Genomic DNA, 19,726 nt, shown 5'->3' with positions numbered 1-19,726 from the left:
GAACCCCCAGTCAAACTGGGGGTTTTCTTCGACAAAAAAAAGAACCTGAGGCTTTCACCTCAAGTTCTCCTCTTAACTCACCGTCCGCGGCCGCTCCAACCGGCTCAGCCCCGGAATATGCAGGGTCGACCACTGCGGCAGGTAATGATCGACCTTCGCCACCGCTACGGTCATATCGTCCTGGATCGTATTTTTCTGGTAGCGGATGACGGCTTCCAGCAATCCGTCGGCGATATCCTGCGGATCCTCGGACCGGATTTCCTGAATCAGCCGCTTGATCCACAATTCCTTATTCACCGCGTACCCCGGTGCGTCATACACGCCGTCGGTCATCATAATCAGTGTATCGCCGGGATACAGCTGCACGGTCACCAGATCCACCTCAATATCCTGGATGATGCCGATCGGCAAATTGCTGGCCGTGATCGGGATCACCTCGTTTCCGCGTTTAATGAAGCTTGGGGAGGAACCGATTTTCAAAAAGGTGGTCCGTGCCGAATACTCATCGATTAACGCCATATCCACCGTAGCGTACACTTCATCCGGGGAGCGCAGCATCAATACGGAATTGACGGATTTAATCGCCAGCGTCTCATCCATCCCCGATTGAAGCAATTGTTCCAGAATGCTGAGGGCGGTGCTGCTTTCCAGCCGGGCACGCTCGCCGTTGCCCATCCCGTCGCTCAGCGCTACGGCGTATGTCCCGTTCCCCAGTTCCCTTGCGCTAAAACTGTCCCCGGACAGCAGGTCCCCTCCTTTGGCTGCGCCGGCCACCCCGGTCGTAATTTCATAGGTCTTCGCCGAACCGAATGTCACCGTTGCCAGACCGTCCCGCCGATCCGACATCACCTCCCCGACCACCGCGATATGTTCGCCCAAAATATCCGACAGCAGCGGGGCGATAATTTTTCGGCACTCGTCATAACCGCGGGTATAGGCATGGACGATTTCAATCTCCACGTTGCCGTGATCCAGGTTGACGATATCGATGTTATGAATGGACAGGCCCATTTTTTCAAGAGCCTCCCGGATCTGTTCCTCTTGCTTGTACAAGGCTTGTCCTTCCCGCTGGATTTCCCGGGCCAGGTCCTCCATCACCTGGGACACGCCGGAAAGCTGCTCCGCAACCAGCAACCGGCTGTCGTATATTTGGCGTTTCCAGTGCATATCATGTTGATAAAGGTTGTATTCCCGCTTCATCAGCGCAAGCACCTGATCGGTTTTGATGCAGATCTTATCCCATTTGGGGGGAAGCTCATCCTTGGTGATCTCGGGGGTTTCTTCGACAGCCGTCATCATTTCGGTCATATACTTGTAGGTTTGATAGAACTTGCCGTCCCAGCAGGCATTTCGGCGAAAACAAGTTGCGCAGGCTCCTTCGGTAACCGCATTCATAAAGTGATCGACCTCTTCACTGCGCTTGGCGATTTCCCCCGAGCTCGCGATTTGACCGAAGCTTCGCGACAGCTGCTTGAACACTTCGGAAAACTGGGCGACCCGGCCGGCCGTTATTTCCCGCATTCTTTTGGCGTACTCATGTTGGGTGTTCGTATGATCCTGCGTACCGGGGATATATTTGGCGATCGCGCTAATCACGCTTCTTGGGGTCAGCAGAAACAGCAGGACCGCCGCACAGCTTTCCCAAGTGGAGGACATGACTTCGGCCGGGCCCGCCAAATAGATGGACAGGATAGAGGAACCCAGCAGCATGCCAAAGCCTACCGCCCATCTGCGCCCCTCCCGCATCATCCCCGCCAACATGCCCGAAAAGGCGAGCAAACTCATCTGGTACAGGGCCGAGGTGTCGGCCAGACTGAGGATCAGACCCGTTACGACCCCTACCGATGCGCCGAGCGCGGCGCCGCCGACCAGCGCAAACAGAAGGATCAAATACCTTGTCAAAATATGCTCGATCGACAGTCCGCCGATCTCCCAACCCACCGTACCGGTCATGATCGAGGCGAGCAAGATGACCAGGCAGACGATTTCTTCCGTGCGCAGTTGGTAATTTCTTTTCCGATACGTAAATACGGGGACCGCCTGAATGAATACCAAGGTGAGCACAAAACTGAGAATCGCATCCATGACAGTCACGACCAGAGCATACCAGGTAAGGGAAGGTCCGATGACGGCCGTAAACAACAGCGCGAAAAAGGTGCTCGTAAACACCATCAACGGGGCGTAAGACAGCTCGGCCCGTTCAAAGGACTCCATGCCTTTATGGATGAGGTAAAAGATGAGAAGTTCCGCCGCGATCACGGCAGCGTGATGTCCGGATACAAACAGGGCTCCGGCAATCATAAGCGCTCCCGTCACCACGGCGATGTCCCGCCGCATAAACATCATCACCGCAAAAAACGCCGCGGCAAAAGGAGCCAGCTCGTCCAAGATCGTCGCTTTGCCTAGCAGGAAGCTCATCAGCAGGAGCAAACCGGTCCATTTATTGGCCGCAAACATTCGGCTGCAGGCCGCAACGAACGGGATCTGCTTCCAACCGTCCCAAGAAACCTCCCCTGCTTGTCCTTTTGCCTTCTTCATCCCTGGAAATGGGATCACGTTCCACTTCTCCATCGCCTGGCACCGCCTTTTCCAATTTTGTAAGGTATGTCCCATTATAGGAGGCGGCAAGCGGAAAGTTTGTCATATACCGGAATCTGGGGCAAAGAATTTTCCGACAAATTGAGAGCGGTTCCCGAATCTCCGCGAACCCAGGCCGCCCAAGCGAATGAGCGCGTCAAGGGGATTTTGTGTTCGCATGAAAGGTTACAAAAGGAGTAACCAATATCTGTTAATTTCACCCGAGAAGTTCGTGGATTGCGTTGTAACCTGTCGGTTAAGCGGGGCAGACGACAAAAATAGAATCCGGCGGAGGGATTGCTCGAAAAAACAAAAACCGCAGGCATGATCTGCCTGCGGTGGTTCATTATTCAGGGTTTGGCTTGGGTATCAAACTACATCCGTTTGGCTCCGCGTCCTCCGCGTTTGCCCTCCGTGTTCTTCTTCAGCGAGGAAATACGCTCCTCGCTATCCTTAAGGAAACGGGAAACTTTATCTTCAAATGAAGCCTTGTTCGGTTGCGGCTTAAAAGGACGTCCTCCCCGATCTCGGTTAAATCCGCCGCCTGGCCGGTCTCCGTCTCTTCCACCCGGACGATCGGTGCGCGGTGCGCGAGGCGGTCTGGTTGCCTCAACCGGTTTGTCAACCGCTTGTTTAATGGAAAGTCCGATCTTGCCGTCCTTGTCGACATTGATTACCTTAACGGTAACCGTATCGCCAATCTTCAGATGATCATTGACGTCTTTAACGTAATTGTCGGCGATCTCCGAGATGTGAACGAGACCCGTGACACCTCCTGACAGATCCACAAATGCTCCGAAATGCGTGATGCCTGTCACTTTTCCTTCTAACTTGGTGCCCACTTCAATTGACATAAAATAAAATGATCCTCCCTTAAAAATATACAGCCAGGCCTCGAAATCATGACTGCGGTGATTTGATTATACATAATGACTGAAACAAGGTCAACAGCCGTATATCCCGCATGGCATCAGTCATTTCCCGACTCCGAGCCGGAGACGCGCACCGGAATTTCGCCGGGTTTATAAAGTCCGTACTTTTTCATAGCAATTTGACCGATATACTCGGGGTCTTTAAGGCGATTCAATTCATATTTCAACTGGTTGAGGGCCTGTTCGTTCTCTGCCCTTGCCGTTTTCCGCTCCGCCAACTGTACCGATTTCTTCCCGATCTCTCCGGACTGGGAAATGAACGTGTATCCCGCCCAGCCGAGAAAAAGCACCATAAACGCGGCCCAGAGCCGGAGTCGACGGCGCGCCCCTGCCGTTTTCGCGGGGGGTTGATGATTATTACGGGATGTGTTTGCCGCTGCTTCGCGCATGGGGCACCTCCAGTCACTTTTATTCATCATCTGATCTGCGGAACCAACGCTTCCAATACTCCGCTACGATATTCCGCACAGCCCGGAGCCTGTCCGGCAGACGCAGCGGTTTCCATATAGGTCTTGTGGCCCAGGTCAGAAGTTTCCAAATCGGGGACAGCGTAACCCTCCCCATAAACAATAACACGATCCAGGTAAAACCCAAAAGCATTTTTATGCACTTTAGCAGCCATTGCAGCGGTTTCACCACGAAAAGAACCAGTAATTTTCCGATAATCTCGTATACCCTTTGGACTATCTTCATTAAATTTACCACAAAACGTTCCGTTATAACACTGAGAAACAAAAAATGAATCCAAACGCCTATAAACAACCCCAGGAATACGTAAAACCGGAGCTCTCCCTGGTTAACATGATATAGCGTACGGAACACAAACAAGGAAGCGGCCAGCCAATAGAAGAGGTCCAGCATATGTACGCTCCAGCGGGGAAAGCGGAGCTGTCCCGATACGACCCGGTAGCTGTCGAAGGCGATGCCCAGAATGCCCCCGCAAATCAGCATCCACAAAAGCGTCGCCCATTGCGTCTGCAAATTCATCGGAACAGCTTGCCGAGCAGGCCTTTGCCGGACGAAGACGACCCGGGATCCAGATAGGATAGCGAGTTGACGAGCCCTTCAATACTGACCAGCCCCTGCTCCAGGTTCAAATTCTTGATATGTAAATTCTGACCGCGAATCGTCAAATGCCCCAGCTCCGTTTGAAGCAGAAATTCCTCACTGTCAAAACTCTCCACATTCAGGACGCCCGTAATCTCCAGCAGTTTTCTGTGCAGCAGATGCAGCTCCTGACGCTTCCCTTTTCCTTGGTCGATCATGGCATGTACCCCTCCTTCTTACCACTAGCTTATGGGAGGGGCTTCACGTTTAGAACCGTTCGATAGATCCTCCTTGCGTTAAAAGACATTCCTTTCTCGGAACGGCACGCCTAAACACAAAACGCGCCCCGTTACATGAACGGAGCGCGTTACATATCTCTTGCCTAGTTCCAGTCCAGACCGGAGTCCTTGGCAATCGGTTCTTCCTTAACTAAGGTATACAGGGTGGCGGCCTCTTCCTTGCGAGTCGTTTCCGCCAGGCGTTCGACGCGGACCGTCACCAGCTTTTGGCCGAATTGTACGGTAATCTCGTCGCCCACCTTAACGGTGCTGCTCGGTTTGGATTCACGCCCGTTGATTAAGACTCTCCCTTGTTCGGAGACATCCTTCGCCACCGTGCGCCGCTTGATCAACCGGGACACCTTCAGGAATTTATCGAGACGCATTATTTTACAGCTTCTTTAAGTTTGTTGCCCGCTTTGAAAGCTGGAACGTTGGATGCAGGGATTTCGATCGTTTTGCCGGTTTGCGGGTTACGGCCTGTACGACCGGAACGTTTGCGGGTTTCGAACGTGCCGAAGCCGATCAATTGTACTTTGTCTCCGCCAGCAAGCGCCTCGGTGATTTCGCCAAGGAAGCCGTTCAATACGGTTTCAACGTCTTTTTTAGTCAAACCGCTCTTGCTGGAAATGTTGTTGATCAGGTCTGTTTTGTTCATTTAATAATGCCTCCCAATAATAGAAAAAATAGATGGATATTACCGGCCAAATCCCTCATGGCATAAGGCCGCGTGGATATCTTTGTATGAGTATTCTGCCTGGAAACCCAAAATCCTGCCCAGCGGGTAACTTTTTTTTGCAATTTCGCAAAAAAAACACGTTTTTTAGCCAAATTTTGACGATTCCTCGGCTCTTTCGGCCGCCTTGGCCTCGTCCCAGAGCGCGTCCATCTCCGCCAGATTGCTTTCGCCGGGCGTCTTCCCGGCTTCGCGCAGCCGCTCTTCCACATAGTTGAAACGTCTGACAAATTTCGCGATCGTCCGCGACAACGCCTCTTCCGGATCGGCGCCGATAAATCGTGCGGCGTTCACCAAGGAGAACAGCACATCGCCCAGTTCAAGCGCCTGGTCCTCCGCCGGCTGACCTTCCGCCACGCTTGCTCGAAGCTCGGCCAGTTCCTCTTCGATTTTGGCCCATACCCCATCCATGGAGTCCCAATCAAAGCCGACTTTGGCCGCTTTCTTCTGCAGCTTGTAGGCTTTCATCAGGGCCGGCAGATCCCGCGGCACTCCGTTCAGAGCGGACAGATTTTCCGGTTCCAGCCCCTTCCGGCGCTTCTCCTCCGCTTTCATCGCTTCCCAATTTTGAAGCGCCGCCTCGGCATCCTGCGCGTTCAGATCGCCGAATACGTGCGGATGACGGAACAACAGCTTCTCGTTGAGCTCCTGGATGACGTCATAAGCCGTGAACATCCCCGTCTCTTCCTCCATTTGCGAATGCAGCATGATTTGCAGCAGCAAATCCCCCAGCTCCTCACGCATATGGTCCGGGTCGTCCTCATCAATCGTCTCCAGCACCTCGTAGGTTTCCTCGATCAGGTTTTTCCGGATCGACTGGTGCGTTTGCTCCCGATCCCACGGACAACCCTCCGGACTGCGGAGAATCGACACGATTTCGTGCAGCCGCTCAAAGCTGCGGATCCGCAGGCGATCGTCGTCGCTTGCCGGCACATAGACGAGCGACAGGTTCCCGTAGCCCTCGATTCGGTCCAATTCGTACAGCGGGACCCGCAGCACCCGCTCCGAACCTTCTACTCCAAGCGCATGGCCGACTACGACCGGGTAATCGTCCGGGTATACCTCCATCAAGCCGAGCTTGACTTCCGAAGCGGTGAACCCGTCATAAACCTGGCCGATGAGCGTATGACGCCGCGGATCGATCCGGATTACCGCCAAGTCGGACGCATCGAGCAATTGAAATCCTTCAATCGGGTCAAAGCCAAGCCGGACGAAGGCTTCGTCCAGGAAGCTTTCGCCGCCCGTGATCCGAAGTTCCACATCCTCCGCGGGACAGCGCTCCCGCAGCAGCTTCACCGTCGCTTCCGCGACCATCGGATGGCCGGGTACCGCGTACAGTACCGAACGTCCGCCTTCCGATTTGGCCGATTGAATCAGCCGGTCGGCAATCTCCCGATAGACGGACGGAAAATCCGCCATCGTCTCATAAACCTCATCAAACGACGTAAAGGTCACCCCGGTCTCTTCCAGCCAGCTTACTACCGGATGATCTTTCGTCCGCACCATCCGTTTCCCGGCCGCCTGAAGCAGCTTCAGGCTTCCCAGCGTCAGCCGGTCGGGGTCTCCCGAACCCAGCCCGACGACCGTAATTTGTGCCGTCATTCGTTCGTCACACTCCTGTCTCTGATCCCGAAGGGATCAAGCTCTCCTTCTAACTATACCATCCCACGCCCCCGCGGCCCAAATATCGCCGCGCTGCCCTATGGCATGAGCCGCAGCTTCCGAAGCGCGCGCAGCAGCTTCGGTCCGACGCGCGGCAGGGCCGCGAGCTCGGCCGCGCTGATCAGGCGCGCCCGCACCACCGCGGCCGCAAACACGGCTGCGCCGAGCGTCACGCCGAGCAGGCTCTCCGCCAGGGCCGCCAGGCGGCCCGGCGGCAGCGCGGCGTCCACGCCGAGGCGCAGCAGCAGCACCGCGGCCGCCATCGCCAGGGCGGCCGCCCCGGGCCGCAGCGCCGCGTCCCGCAGGCGCGGGCGCAGGCCCGTGCGCCGCAGCAGCAGCGCCAGGTTGAGCGCTGCCGCTGCGCCGTAGGCGGCGATGCCGGCGATCGCCGCGCCGCTGATGCCGAGCTGGGGCACGAGCAGCGCGTTCAGCGCCGCTTTAAGCCCCGCTGCGGCCAGCAGGTGCACCGCGGGGGCTCGCACCGCTCCGAGCCCCTGCAACAGGGCGGCCGTGATGGTCACCAGCGCGCCCGGCGCAGCCGTCCAGGCCACCCAGGCCATCGTCCCGGTCCCCGTGCTGTCTTCATACAGCATCACGTTGATCGGCTCGGCCAGAAGCGCCAGGCCTACCGAGGACGCCAGCCCGATCAGCCAAAACCAGCGCATTGCCAGCCGCGTCTGTCTGGCAATGCCGTCCCGGTCGTTCCGCAGGTTCATCTCCGCCAGAACGGGGATAAACAGTACCGACAAGGACGAGGCCACCATAGTGACCAGTTGGACCAGCGGAATGCCCCGATTATACACGCCCACATCCACCATCGCCCGCAGTTCGTCGCCATGACCCGCCAAAAGACGGGGCAGCGTAAACGTGTCCACCAGACTAAGCAGCGGGATAGCCAAAGAGGCCAGGCAGATGGGGATCGCGTAACGCAGCATTTCCCGCAATAGACGGAATCCCTGCGAATGTACTCCCGCGGCCGGAGCCGGTCGGTGGAGGTCCCCGCCTGGATTGGCGTCTCCCGGTTGACCGGCCCTGATTCCGGCACGTTTGCGGTGACCGCGCCAATATCCGAGCATCACCGCTAGTCCAGCGACGGCGCCGACGGCCGAACCGGCAAGAGCTCCGCCGGCAATCACCGCTTCCGAGCCGCCGGCCGCGGTGAAATAAAGCAGCAGGCCGATCATCACCGCCACGCGAACGGCTTGTTCGGCCACTTGGGATACGGCCGTCGGCATCATATTCTGCAGCCCCTGAAAGTAACCCCTTAGCGAGGCGCTAAGCGGGACGAACAGCAGCGCCGGGGCCGCACTGCGCAGCGCCGGTACCAGATGGCCGTTTCCGATCCAGACGGCCAGCAGTGGGGCCCCCAAATACATTAGAGCGAAGCCGAGGATCCCCAACAAGGCCATCATCAGCGTGGCCATGCGAAGCACTTCGCGCTTCCCGTTCTCCAGCCCCAGCGCATGCCGCTCGGCTACGTATTTGGATACCGCGGTGGGAAACCCGGCCGTTGCCAAAGTAACGAGGATCGTATAAAAGGGGTAGACCGTGTTGTAGATGCCAAAAACGCCGTCTCCCCCGATGTTTTGCAGCGGTATTTTTTGCAGTGTCCCCAGCAGTTTGCTCAATATCGCCGCCAAGCTCAGCACGGCGGCTCCTTTGAGCAAGCGCGAGGATGAGGTTTCTCGTTCGTTCATAACCTACCCACTTTGCGGTTTCGTCATAGATTCCATTATATGACGAAAGCCGCAAGAAAAAAAACACTCCCCGCATCGGACGGCCTTACCGTCCAATGACAACAGGAGTGTGCTAGATTGCCAAATTCCCTTGTTACTGCTCCATTTGCTTGCCCAAAAAGCCGGCGGCCGTCTCGGCCATTTTCGACTCGAGCGCCGACATTTTTACCGAATCATCCTTGTTCATCAAAATCACGGCCCCGATCGGATCTCCGCCGGAAATAATCGGTGCCACCACAAAGGTGGACAGCGTCTCCGAGTGATCCCGGACGATTTCGTAGCTTCCGCTATTCGTCTCCAGCTGGATTTTCCGGTTATCCATATTGCTCTCCAGCATCGAACTGATCGGCTTGTCCAGGTATTCCTTCTTCGATGCACCCGCCAAAGCAATAATGGAGTCCCGGTCGGAAATCAGGGTAATATGGCCGGTGCTTTCGTAAAGCGACTCCGCATATTCCTTGGCGAAATCCCCCAACTCGCCGATGGGCGAATACTTTTTCAGAATCACCTCGCCGTCGCGGTCCACGAAAATTTCCAAAGGGTCCCCTTCCCGAATCCGTAAGGTTCGGCGGATTTCCTTAGGGATGACCACACGGCCCAAATCATCGATACGGCGTACAATTCCAGTAGCTTTCATGTCACATGTTGCCCCGCTTTCTAAAGAAGTATTGAACTACTGACTGGTGAATATTCATTTACCCTTCGGTATGTTATTACATCATTGCCGGTAAAAAAGTTGCGGTAAGTTTCATTTTGATTTTCACACCGCCGGCGGTTGATTTGGTTAGCAAATGGAGGGATTCGGCTCTTGTGATTCTGACCATAGTATTCATCCCTTCCCAGCAGCTTATGCATGCTAAATTACTTATTCAATCTGTATATTTACCACAAAAAAAGCACAGCAAAACAGCGCGGATTTCTCCGCGCTGCCTGATATGCCCGTAACCGGTTTGATTATTTGCCTTCGGTTCCGGCATTGTTCCCGGTTCCGGCGCCTCCTGCGTTGCCGGCATCCTTGTTGCCGCCGGACGTGCCTCCGCTATCCGGGGTACCGGTGCTGTTTCCGCCCGATCCGGAATTCTCCTTCTTCTCCGTCTTAGGCAGGTTGATTTTCTTAATGATCTTTTTCTCCAGGTCTCCGGCTATAAACTCGTCCAGTTTCCCGGAAGCCAAAGACAATTTGATGATGTCCTTCTCATTGGTGGTAAGATCCTCGAATTTCTTTTCGGTCCGTTTCTCAACCCGCATGATGTGGTAACCGTACGAAGTTTCGACCGGATCGCTGATGGTGTTCAAGGGAAGGGTCATAGCCTTTTCCTTGAATTCGGGTACCCAGCGGCTTACCGGATAATCCGCGTACAACCCGCCGTCGTCTTTCGAACCGGGGTCGGTCGAGTATTTCTTGGCCAGCTCGGCGAAGTCCTCGCCTTTTTCCAGCCGGCTCTTCAGCTCCTTCGCTAATTTCAGGGCGTCCTCTTTCTTGACTTCCTTGCCCTCGGCATCCTTGAATCCGATCAGGATATGACGCACGGAAGCGGTGATGTAATCCTCCTTCGTAGCCTCAAATTCCTTCTTGATGTCCTCATCGGTGATATTCACGGACTCCGTTTCCAGAACGGTATAGTAGCGAATCATGTAATTTTTGATATCGTCTTCGGTCACCTTCTGACTGCTCAGCATTTCTTTGAATTTGTCGGCGCCGTAATAGTTCTTCATGTTGTTGAAAGCTTCGGTTCCCTTCGTCTTTCCCGTCTCCTTGAACTTGCTGTCCGCCTTGGCCGCCAGGTATTTAAAAGCGACTTGCTGTTTCAGCAAATTTTCCTTGTACTCGTCCATCTGCATCAACTGCTGCATCATCGGGTCCGAGACGGCGAGTAAAATCCGCTGCTCCAAATCGAATTCCGCGGCCGTGATCTCCCCACCCTCATACGTAGCCACTACATTTTTCTTGCCGCAGCCAGCCACTACAGCCAATGCCAATACAAGCGTGAGCGCCATCAACGCCGTCTTCCATGAACGGCTTTTATTTCGAAACATCCTGTAGTTCCCCTTTCGCTTTGAACGAGTCCTTTAGAGCCTCCAAAAACTGCTCCAGCAAGCCCATCATTTCTTTATCGTCCATTCCCTTGACTTTGATGCGAATCAGAATTTCCGATCCTTGGTTAAATTGTACACGTCTTCCGAACAGATTTCCAACTTCCGCAATTTTAGACGGAATCATATCCCGTTCGCGGCCTTCGTAAAACTTCAGGACGATCTCTTCATTCCGCAAGTTAATGGACTCGATGCCGTATTTTCTGCCGTACAGCTTGACCCGGGCGACGGCCAGCAGGTTCCGAACGGCTTCCGGAAGCTCGCCGAAACGGTCGAGCAGTTCGTCCTCCAGCTCGCCCACCTCTTCAAAGGTGGAAGCGGAAGCGGTCTTCTTGTAAATTTCAATCTTCTGGATGCTGTCGTAAATATAATCCGAAGGCAGGTAAGCATCGATGCCGAGATCGATCGTCGTATTCCATTTCGATTCATCCGGCAGGGCTTCGCCAAGCATCGTGACTTTGCGCTTCTGGATCTCCTCCGCGAGCATTTGGGAATACAAGTCGAACCCGACCGAAGCGATAAAGCCGTGCTGCTCCGCCCCGAGCAGATTCCCGGCCCCCCGGATGGACAGATCGCGCATGGCGATTTTAAAACCGGATCCCAGCTCGGTGAATTCCTTGATGGATTGCAGCCGTTTTTCCGCGACCTCGGTCAGCGACTTGTCCTTTTGGTACGTAAAATAGGCGTAAGCGATCCGGTTGGAACGGCCGACACGGCCCCGCAGCTGATAAAGCTGGGAAAGGCCCATTTTATCGGCATCGTGGACGATCAAGGTGTTGACGTTCGGAATGTCCACCCCGGTTTCAATGATACTGGTGCTGACGAGCACGTCGTATTCGCCGTCCAGGAAATCCAGGATCGTCTTCTCGAGCTCTTGCTCGGACATCTGTCCGTGACCGATCCCTACCCGGGCGTCCGGAACCAGCATGGATATTTGCGCCGCCATTTCCTGAATGCCCTGTACGCGATTGTACAGGTAATAAATTTGTCCGCCGCGCGCCAATTCCCGCTCGATCGCTTCCCGAACCAGGGCCTGGCTGTGTTCCACCACATAGGTTTGGACGGGAAAACGGTTCTCCGGCGGCGTTTCGATGACCGACAGGTCTCTGACGCCCAGCATGGACATGTGCAGCGTGCGCGGAATAGGCGTGGCCGTTAAGGTCAGCACGTCCACGTTGGTTTTCAGCTTCTTCAGCTTTTCCTTGTGCGTCACACCGAACCGCTGCTCCTCGTCCACGATCAGCAGACCCAGGTCCTTAAATACGAGATCCTGCGAAAGGAGGCGATGGGTCCCGATAACGATATCCACCGTCCCCTGGCGGACCCCTTTAATCGTTTCGTTTTGCTCTTTCCGGCTGCGGAACCGGCTCAGCGTCTGAATATTAATCGGATACCCCGCAAACCGTTCCCGGAACGTTTCATAATGCTGCTGCGCCAAAATCGTCGTCGGCACCAGCACGGCCACCTGTTTGCCCTCGATGGCCGCCTTGAACGCGGCCCGGATCGCGACTTCCGTTTTTCCGTAGCCTACGTCGCCGCACAGCAGCCGATCCATCGGCCGGGATAGTTCCATGTCCTTTTTGATTTCCTCGATCGCCCGGAGCTGGTCGCGCGTCTCATCGTAGGGGAACATGGCCTCGAATTCCTGCTGCTCCGGCGTGTCTTTCTCGAACGCGTAACCGGGGGAAGCCTGACGTTCCGCATACAGCTTGATCAGATCGTCGGCAATATCCTGAACGGAGGAGCGCACTTTATTTTTGACCCGGGTCCATTCGTTGCCCCCGAGCTTGTAGATTTTCGGTTCTTTATCCTCCGAACCTACGTATTTCTGGATCATATCGATCTGTTCGATCGGTACGGAGAGCTTGTCGCCCCCCGCATAGAGGATATGCATGTAATCCTTATGGATACCGCCGACCTCCAGAGTCCCGATCCCCAGGTACTTCCCGATCCCGTGGTTCTGGTGAACGACATAATCGCCCACCTTCAGTTCGGTGTAGCTCTTGATCCGCTCCGCGTTGTCTATGTTCTTGCTGGCTTTGCGGGCTTTCCGCTGCTTCTGGGAGAACATTTCACCTTCGGTGATCACGACGAGATGGACGGAAGGAAGCTCAAAGCCCGACTGCAGGTTCCCCAGCAGCAGCGTCGGCTCGTCGATGCCGTAATCCTGGAGAACCCGCCGCATCCGTTCGAGCCGTTCTTCTCCGCTGGCCAGCATGATAACGTTGGCCCCGCTCTTCTTCCAGCGCTCCATTTCCGCCTTGAGCACATTCATTTGGCCATGGAAATCCTGCATCCCCCGGCTCACAAAATTGATGATATTCTGCGGCTGCGTGTGGGGAACCTGACGCAAAAACAGCGAGAAGAACAAAGTCGGATACGGCCGCTGGTACAGCACCTCGGCGCCATCGCGGGCGAGAGGAAGCTCAGGCAGGCTTTTGCCGTTCTGGAACAGATGCAAATTCCACTCCGCTTCATCCCGCTCCAACTGGCGGGACGTCTCCAGCAGCCGGGCCGGTTCGTCCAGAATCAGCAAAGTATCCTCCGGCATGTAATCGTACAAGGTGTTGTTCTCGGGGTAAATCAAGGAGATATATTTATAGATTTCCGGAAAATAAACATGCTCCCGCATCATTTCGATTTCCCGGGAGATTTCCTCTTCCAGCTTATTTTTGGCTTGGCGGTCGGTCATTTTCTCCAGTTGCCGGTCAAGCCTCTCTTGGACTGCTTCAGCCGCCCGCTCCAGCCGTTCGCGGGAAGCGATAAGTTCTTTACAAGGGGTAACGTCGACCTGCTTGATTTGCTCGATGGAACGCTGATCGGACGGGTCGAAAGTACGGATCGAATCGATTTCATCATCGAACAACTCGACCCGATAAGCGACGTTCGAGGTCAGCGGATAGAAATCGATGATCCCCCCGCGGATGCTCATCTCCCCGCGCGATTCGACGCGTTCCACCCGCTCGTAACCCAACTCGACCATCCGTGCCAGAAAATCATCCAGCACCAGCGTGCCGCCCAATTCGATCGTCAGCCGGGCATTCGCCATCGCTTCCGTCGTCGGGATAAACCGGCGCACACCGGAATAAGGCACGACCACAACCCCCCGGAAAGACCGGGAGCACTGCAGCAGTACCTCGATGCGCTGAGCCAAGGTCTCGGGGCTCGAAACCGCCGCTTCGGCGGCTACCAGCTCATTGGCCGGATAGAGCATCACCTGTTCCGGTGACAGCGCTTCCTGTAAATCTTCGAATATTTTCTGGGCGGAGAACATGTTATGCGTGACGACCAGCAAAGGCCGATTCGTTTCCTGATACAGTGCCGCCAACGCGACCTGCCGCGAGGACCCCGATAAACCGGAAATCAACTGCTCCTTCATTCCGGCATTTACCCCTGCCACCATAGAGGTAAAGTCCGAGTCCCGGGAGAATGCTTGAATAAGTGCTTGTAACAATGGAGGCACCTCTCTCATTTCGAATTGCAGTATTTTGTAGAAACCTTTTTATATCTATTATCCGTAAACCGAATTGGTGAAGGCAAGCGGGGTTCATGTCACCCTTATTTATATCGCCTTCCCCGCGCGAGATCTATGATGTCCATACCGGGATTGGGCCTTGTCCCCTGACAACAAGGCCGGACTCCACCAAAAAGGAGCCTCAGCAAACGTGAAAGGAGCCTCAGCAAACGTGCCAAGGCTCTGTATCCCATTTCATCAGGTAGCCGCAGGTTCCCTCCCGCAGATCATTGCAAGAGGTTTGAAAGCAGCGTCAGCTCGGGATTATCCTTTAGAGCTTCGCTACAGTAATCGCAAGTTACCCGGACCGTTGTTTCGCCATTCGAATCATACGCTATTATATCCCGCCGCTCCTCGGGGGTCAAGAAATGGAAGCCCAGCTGGGATTCCGTTATCCCGGGAGAATCGATTCTACCAATAAATGTACGGCAATGCCTGCAAACATAGTTTATTGCCATGTATATGCCTCCTGAAGGTTCGATATACCCCTCAGTATGCCCTAAAAAATCCCCGCTTAGCCCCAAAGTTTCACCGGAATGCACTACCCGTTGAATTTCGCCATCGTCTGCTCAAACGTATGGTCGAGACTGTATTCCAGCGCGTCGCATGCCGCTTCAATCGACTGTTTGAGCAAGGGGGCTTCTTTTTTCGCAAACGAGGAAAGGACGTAATCCACGATCGGATATCCCGGTTCCGGCCTGGATATGCCCATCCGAATCCGGTTGAACGTCTGCGTGCCCGTATGCTGAATGATCGACTTGATTCCGTTATGCCCCCCGGCGCTTCCTTGATAGCGAAGGCGGTTTCGGCCGATCTCCGTGTCCAGGTCGTCGTATACGACGATCATATCTTCCAGCGGGACTTTATAGTAATCCATAAAAGCCCGAACCGCCTCGCCCGACAAATTCATATACGTCATCGGTTTGATTAAAGCCACCTTCCCACCGGGCAGCATGCCTTCACCGATCAGAGCCTTGCATTTGCTTTGCTTGATGGCGATCCCGTGCCGGCGGGCCAATTCGTCAAGCGCCATAAAGCCGATATTGTGTCTGGTGTTCTCATATTTGGACCCCGGATTGCCGAGGCCTACGATCCATTTCATCTGTGGTCCTCCAATGTATTAGGTTCTACCTATCAATTGAGCTATCGACCCCGTCCGCATACAGAAAGGGCTGCACCTCCGAAAACGGAAGATGCAACCCAATGAATGCAGTAGGACGACTTTCTATTCGATCTCGAACAGCTTACTGATCGACAGTTCCTCGTGGACGCGAATGATCGCCTCACCCATCAGAGGAGCTACAGACAAGACCTTCAGCTTGCTGGTCGGATTCGGATGCGTGATCGGAATGGTATCCGTTACAATAACTTCCTTCAGCGGAGAGTTTTCCAGGCGTTCCATCGCCGGACCCGACAGCACAGGGTGCGTACAGCAAGCGTAAACTTCCTCAACCCCGCCTTCCTTCAGCGCGTTTGCGCCCAGGACGATGGTTCCGGCCGTGTCGATAATGTCATCGACGAGAATTGCGGTTTTGCCTTCAATGTTCCCGATGATATTCATGACCTCGCTGACGTTGGGCTCGGGACGGCGTTTGTCGATAATCGCCAACGGAGCGTTGAGGAAATCCGCAAGTTTACGGGCGCGAACGACACCGCCATGGTCCGGAGACACAACGACCGGGTTCTGAATATGCTTCGAGCGGAAATATTGAGCCAGGATCGGTACGCCCAGCATATGATCCACAGGAATATCGAAGAAACCCTGGATCTGCATCGCATGCAGGTCCATCGTAATTACACGGTGCGCACCGGCTTTCTCGATCAGATTCGCAACCAGCTTGGCTGTAATCGGATCGCGGGAGCGGGCCTTCCGGTCCTGACGGGCATAACCGTAGTAAGGAATGACCACGTTGATGCTCTTGGCCGAAGCCCGTTTCAGAGCATCTACCATCACCAGAAGCTCCATCAGATTATCGTTGACCGGAGCGCAAGTGGACTGTACCACATAAACGTGGCAGCCGCGAACGCTTTCGGACAGCTTGACTTGAATTTCGCCGTCACTGAAGCTCGTCGTCTCCGAGTCTCCCATCGGAATTCCGATGTAATCGGCAATTTGGTGAGCCAGCTTGGGATTGGAGTTACAGGTGAAGATCTTCAGTTTAGAATCACAATAAGTCATAAATTTTATTACCCTCCGTGCTGTGTAGATAGATCAACTATCCGTCATTGAAATGGTCACTGCATCCTGATTCCGCAAGTCATTCAAAGATAAGTCGTATTCCTACTGAAAAAAAGTCCACGATCAACTAAATGATTCCTGTTCCTTCTGCTTCTTTGCTTTGGCCCGTGCACGGAGTTTCTCGGCGTAACCCGGTTTGTTCTCCTGACGGTTACGGGCAATCGCCACGTCATTATCCGGCACCGATTGGGTAATGGTAGAGCCCGCCACGACATAAGCTCCTTTACCGACCTTCACCGGTGCGATCAAATTGACATTGCTGCCGATGAACGCATCATCCTCGATTTCGGTAATGGATTTATTATACCCATCATAGTTGACGGTAATCGCGCCGCAGCCGATATTTACATTCTTGCCTACCTTGGCGTCGCCGATATAACTCAAGTGCGAAACCTTGGAGCCGTCATCCAGCGTGGCGTTTTTGATTTCCACAAAATCGCCCACCTTCACATGCTCGCCCAGTTTGGCTCCCGGACGCAAATAAGCGAACGGTCCGACCGTCGTCTCTTTGCCGACTTCAGCCTGACAAAGAACGGACTGTTTAACCTTCGCGCCATCCTCAATACGGCTGTCTTCAATTTCCGCTGCCGGTCCGATGACGCAGTCCTCTCCGATTACGGTTGCTCCGGAGATATGACTGCCCGGATAAATGACCGTATCCGCTCCGATAACTACATCGGCTCCGATGTATGTGGAGCTCGGATCAATAATAGTAACCCCGTTCAGCATATGTTTACGGTTGATCCGCTCCCGCATGTAGCCTTCCGCCTCGGACAACGCCAAACGGTCGTTGACTCCGATCGATTCCGCAAAGTCTTCGGTCATATAGCCTTCGACGACTTCGCCCTCTCCGACCAAAATGCCGATGACATCCGTCAAATAATATTCTTGTTGTGCATTGCTGTTCGTTACCTTCTCCAGCGCAGCAAATAATTTCGCGTTATCAAAACAATACGTGCCGGTGTTGATTTCCTTGACGGCATCCTCTTCCGGCGAGCAGTCCTTCTGCTCCACAATCCGGGCGACGGAACCTTTGACGCTGTCGCGAATGATTCTGCCATAGCCTTGAGGACGGTCCATGCTAGCCGTCAACACGGTAGCGGCCGCTCCTTGGCGTTCATGGAGCTCCAGCATCGCTTGCAAAGTTTCCTCCGTCACAAGCGGGGTATCCCCACAAATGACGATCGTCGTGCCCTCTTCCTGACCCAATAACGTTCCGGCTTGCTTTACGGCGTGGCCAGTTCCCAGCTGCTGCGCTTGCAGCACATACTCGGCTTTCGTTCCCAGATAAGACTTGACCGCTTCGGCACCGTGGCCTACCACCACGATACTGCGCTCACATTGGACTTTCTTAACCGTGTCCAGGACATGCCCGACCATCGGTTTGCCGCATACAGGGTGGAGTACCTTATATAGCTTGGACTTCATGCGTTTCCCCTGTCCTGCAGCAAGAACAATCGCAAATCTTTTCAAGGCCCCGGCCTCCTTCTCTTAAACTCATTACTGAATATATCTCATTTGGGACAAAAAGAAAAGAGAGCCATGTTACATGGCTCCCTTTTCTCGAACCCCAATTGGTTGAGACAAAACTGAGACTTAAGCCCCTTCTTCAATCACTTCTTCTTGCTCGGCAGCACGTTCGTACTCCGCCAGGACTGCGGCTTGGATCTTCTCGCGTGTACCCGAAGAGATCGGATGCGCAATGTCCCGGAATTCCCCGTCAGGAGTACGCTTGCTTGGCATAGCTACAAACATTCCATTGTTTCCGTCGATGACGCGAATGTCATGAACCACAAACTCGTTATCGATGGTAATGGATGCGATAGCTTTCATCCTGCCTTCAGAGCTGACTCGGCGGAGTCTTACATCCGTAATTTGCATATGTGTTCACCACCTTTTTCCATCAGAGACTTGGTGTAATATTCCACATAGCTTACGGAAATCCTTTTTTTTCACCGAATAAAATGCCCTAAAATCAGGAATTTTTTTGAACATTAGGAGATTTCGACACGATTCGTCGTAAACTCCGGATGTTTTACAGAATATCGACAAAATGCTTCTACCGCTACTTGCCGGTAAAATAATTCCCCGGCGCCACGGAAATTTCCTTGCCTTTGGCATCGACCGCCCGTAAAGTCGCGAGGGAAACATAATCTTCCAGCAGCCGTTGTTCCGACTCCACCTCGCCCGATTCTACCAGAACGCCAACCCCGGCTACCTCGGCATCAAACTCGCCCAACAAATCCACCATCCCCTGAATCGTTCCGCCGGCTTTCATGAAATCATCCACGATCAGGACTCTGGACTTCTCCTTAAGCGCTCTGCGGGACAGGGACATCGTATGCAGACTCTTGTGGGAACCGGATACGTAATTGATGCTTACGGCCGACCCTTCCGTAACCTGATGGTCCCTGCGAACGAGGACGACCGGCAGATTCAATTCGGCACCTGTGGCGTAGGCCAGAGGAATGCCCTTCGTCTCTACGGTCATCACGCAGTCGATCGCCCGTCCCGCAAAAGCCGTCGCGAACAATTTGCCGGCCTCGTTCATGAACGCGGGCTGCCCCAGCAGATCGGACATGTACAAATATCCGCCGGGTAAAATCCGGTCGGGCTCCGACAGCTTCTCGCACAGCTGATTGATGAATTGAAGCGCCTGCTCCCGTCCCATCTTCGGAATATATTTCACGCCGCCGGCCGCGCCTGCCAAGGTTTGAAGCTCTCCGTTCCCTTCATCCTCGAATACTTCTTTAATGATCGCCAAGTCTTCGCTGATCGAGGATTTGGCGGCTCCATACCGCTGCGCGAACGTCGTAAGCGGAATCAGCTGATGCGGACGGGTTAACAGATACTGCGTCATCTCCACCAATCGAGCGCTTCTTTTTAATTTTTTCACGAAGGACCCCTCGCT

18 protein-coding genes are annotated in these 19,726 nt (G+C 54.3%); all 18 read right to left on the bottom strand.

The annotated features are described in order from the left end of the window. Positions 1 to 72 precede the first annotated feature (72 nt). On the bottom strand, positions 73 to 2,571 hold the full coding sequence (gene spoIIE, locus FRY98_RS17470; protein ID WP_148454252.1) for a stage II sporulation protein E: 2,499 nt from the start codon (positions 2,569 to 2,571) through the stop codon (positions 73 to 75). Positions 2,572 to 2,951: 380 nt separating this feature from the next. Then, a complete protein-coding gene (locus tag FRY98_RS17465; protein WP_148454250.1) occupies positions 2,952 to 3,431 on the bottom strand; it encodes a S1 domain-containing RNA-binding protein in 480 nt (159 codons plus the stop codon). A 116-nt stretch (positions 3,432 to 3,547) separates the two neighbouring features. Beyond that, entirely contained in the window at positions 3,548 to 3,898 is a 351-nt protein-coding gene (locus FRY98_RS17460; RefSeq protein ID WP_148454248.1) for an FtsB family cell division protein, read from the bottom strand. A 19-nt stretch (positions 3,899 to 3,917) separates the two neighbouring features. Beyond that, the gene (gene yabQ / locus FRY98_RS17455) at positions 3,918 to 4,496 is read right to left on the bottom strand and encodes a spore cortex biosynthesis protein YabQ (protein WP_148454246.1); all 579 of its coding nucleotides are present in this window, start codon (positions 4,494 to 4,496) and stop codon (positions 3,918 to 3,920) included. Further along, positions 4,493 to 4,774, bottom strand: coding sequence for a sporulation protein YabP (gene yabP / locus FRY98_RS17450; protein ID WP_148454244.1), 282 nt, complete (start codon positions 4,772 to 4,774; stop codon positions 4,493 to 4,495). The genes yabQ and yabP overlap by 4 nt, the downstream gene beginning before the upstream one ends. Positions 4,775 to 4,938: 164 nt before the next feature. Then, positions 4,939 to 5,220, bottom strand: a complete 282-nt coding sequence (locus FRY98_RS17445) for an RNA-binding S4 domain-containing protein (protein WP_114498817.1) — start codon at positions 5,218 to 5,220, stop codon at positions 4,939 to 4,941. Further along, complete coding sequence (locus FRY98_RS17440; RefSeq protein ID WP_148454242.1) at positions 5,220 to 5,492, bottom strand: HU family DNA-binding protein; 273 nt, start codon at positions 5,490 to 5,492, stop codon at positions 5,220 to 5,222. The genes FRY98_RS17445 and FRY98_RS17440 overlap by 1 nt, the downstream gene beginning before the upstream one ends. A 165-nt stretch (positions 5,493 to 5,657) precedes the next feature. Beyond that, complete coding sequence (gene yabN / locus FRY98_RS17435; protein WP_148454240.1) at positions 5,658 to 7,172, bottom strand: bifunctional methyltransferase/pyrophosphohydrolase YabN; 1,515 nt, start codon at positions 7,170 to 7,172, stop codon at positions 5,658 to 5,660. A 98-nt stretch (positions 7,173 to 7,270) separates the two neighbouring features. Next, positions 7,271 to 8,929: a putative polysaccharide biosynthesis protein gene (locus tag FRY98_RS17430; RefSeq protein WP_148454237.1), complete on the bottom strand. Its 1,659-nt coding sequence runs from the start codon at positions 8,927 to 8,929 to the stop codon at positions 7,271 to 7,273. Positions 8,930 to 9,062: 133 nt separating this feature from the next. Next, entirely contained in the window at positions 9,063 to 9,605 is a 543-nt protein-coding gene (spoVT, locus tag FRY98_RS17425) for a stage V sporulation protein T (protein ID WP_148454235.1), read from the bottom strand. Between the two features lie 317 nt (positions 9,606 to 9,922). After that, a complete protein-coding gene (locus tag FRY98_RS17420) occupies positions 9,923 to 11,005 on the bottom strand; it encodes a peptidylprolyl isomerase (RefSeq protein ID WP_148454233.1) in 1,083 nt (360 codons plus the stop codon). After that, the gene (gene mfd / locus FRY98_RS17415; protein ID WP_148454231.1) at positions 10,992 to 14,516 is read right to left on the bottom strand and encodes a transcription-repair coupling factor; all 3,525 of its coding nucleotides are present in this window, start codon (positions 14,514 to 14,516) and stop codon (positions 10,992 to 10,994) included. Before mfd ends, FRY98_RS17420 begins: the two co-directional genes overlap by 14 nt. 287 nt (positions 14,517 to 14,803) lie before the next feature. Further along, a complete protein-coding gene (locus FRY98_RS17410; RefSeq protein ID WP_148454230.1) occupies positions 14,804 to 15,034 on the bottom strand; it encodes an anti-sigma-F factor Fin in 231 nt (76 codons plus the stop codon). A gap of 83 nt (positions 15,035 to 15,117) precedes the next feature. After that, positions 15,118 to 15,678: an aminoacyl-tRNA hydrolase gene (pth, locus tag FRY98_RS17405; RefSeq protein WP_148454228.1), complete on the bottom strand. Its 561-nt coding sequence runs from the start codon at positions 15,676 to 15,678 to the stop codon at positions 15,118 to 15,120. 123 nt (positions 15,679 to 15,801) lie between these two features. Further along, a complete protein-coding gene (locus FRY98_RS17400; protein ID WP_148454226.1) occupies positions 15,802 to 16,755 on the bottom strand; it encodes a ribose-phosphate diphosphokinase in 954 nt (317 codons plus the stop codon). 123 nt (positions 16,756 to 16,878) lie between these two features. Then, positions 16,879 to 18,288 carry a bifunctional UDP-N-acetylglucosamine diphosphorylase/glucosamine-1-phosphate N-acetyltransferase GlmU gene (gene glmU, locus FRY98_RS17395; RefSeq protein ID WP_148454224.1) on the bottom strand — a complete coding sequence of 470 codons (1,410 nt, stop codon included), beginning with the start codon at positions 18,286 to 18,288 and terminating at the stop codon, positions 16,879 to 16,881. Positions 18,289 to 18,411: 123 nt separating this feature from the next. After that, complete coding sequence (gene spoVG / locus FRY98_RS17390; protein ID WP_055105386.1) at positions 18,412 to 18,696, bottom strand: septation regulator SpoVG; 285 nt, start codon at positions 18,694 to 18,696, stop codon at positions 18,412 to 18,414. Positions 18,697 to 18,880: 184 nt separating this feature from the next. Continuing rightward, positions 18,881 to 19,711, bottom strand: a complete 831-nt coding sequence (gene purR / locus FRY98_RS17385; protein ID WP_148454222.1) for a pur operon repressor — start codon at positions 19,709 to 19,711, stop codon at positions 18,881 to 18,883. Positions 19,712 to 19,726: the final 15 nt, after the last annotated feature.

This window comes from Paenibacillus faecis, from assembly GCF_008084145.1.
Lineage (GTDB): Bacteria > Bacillota > Bacilli > Paenibacillales > Paenibacillaceae > Fontibacillus > Fontibacillus faecis.
Note: the sequence above shows the minus strand (reverse complement) of the source record. Positions and strands in the feature narration are given on the sequence as shown.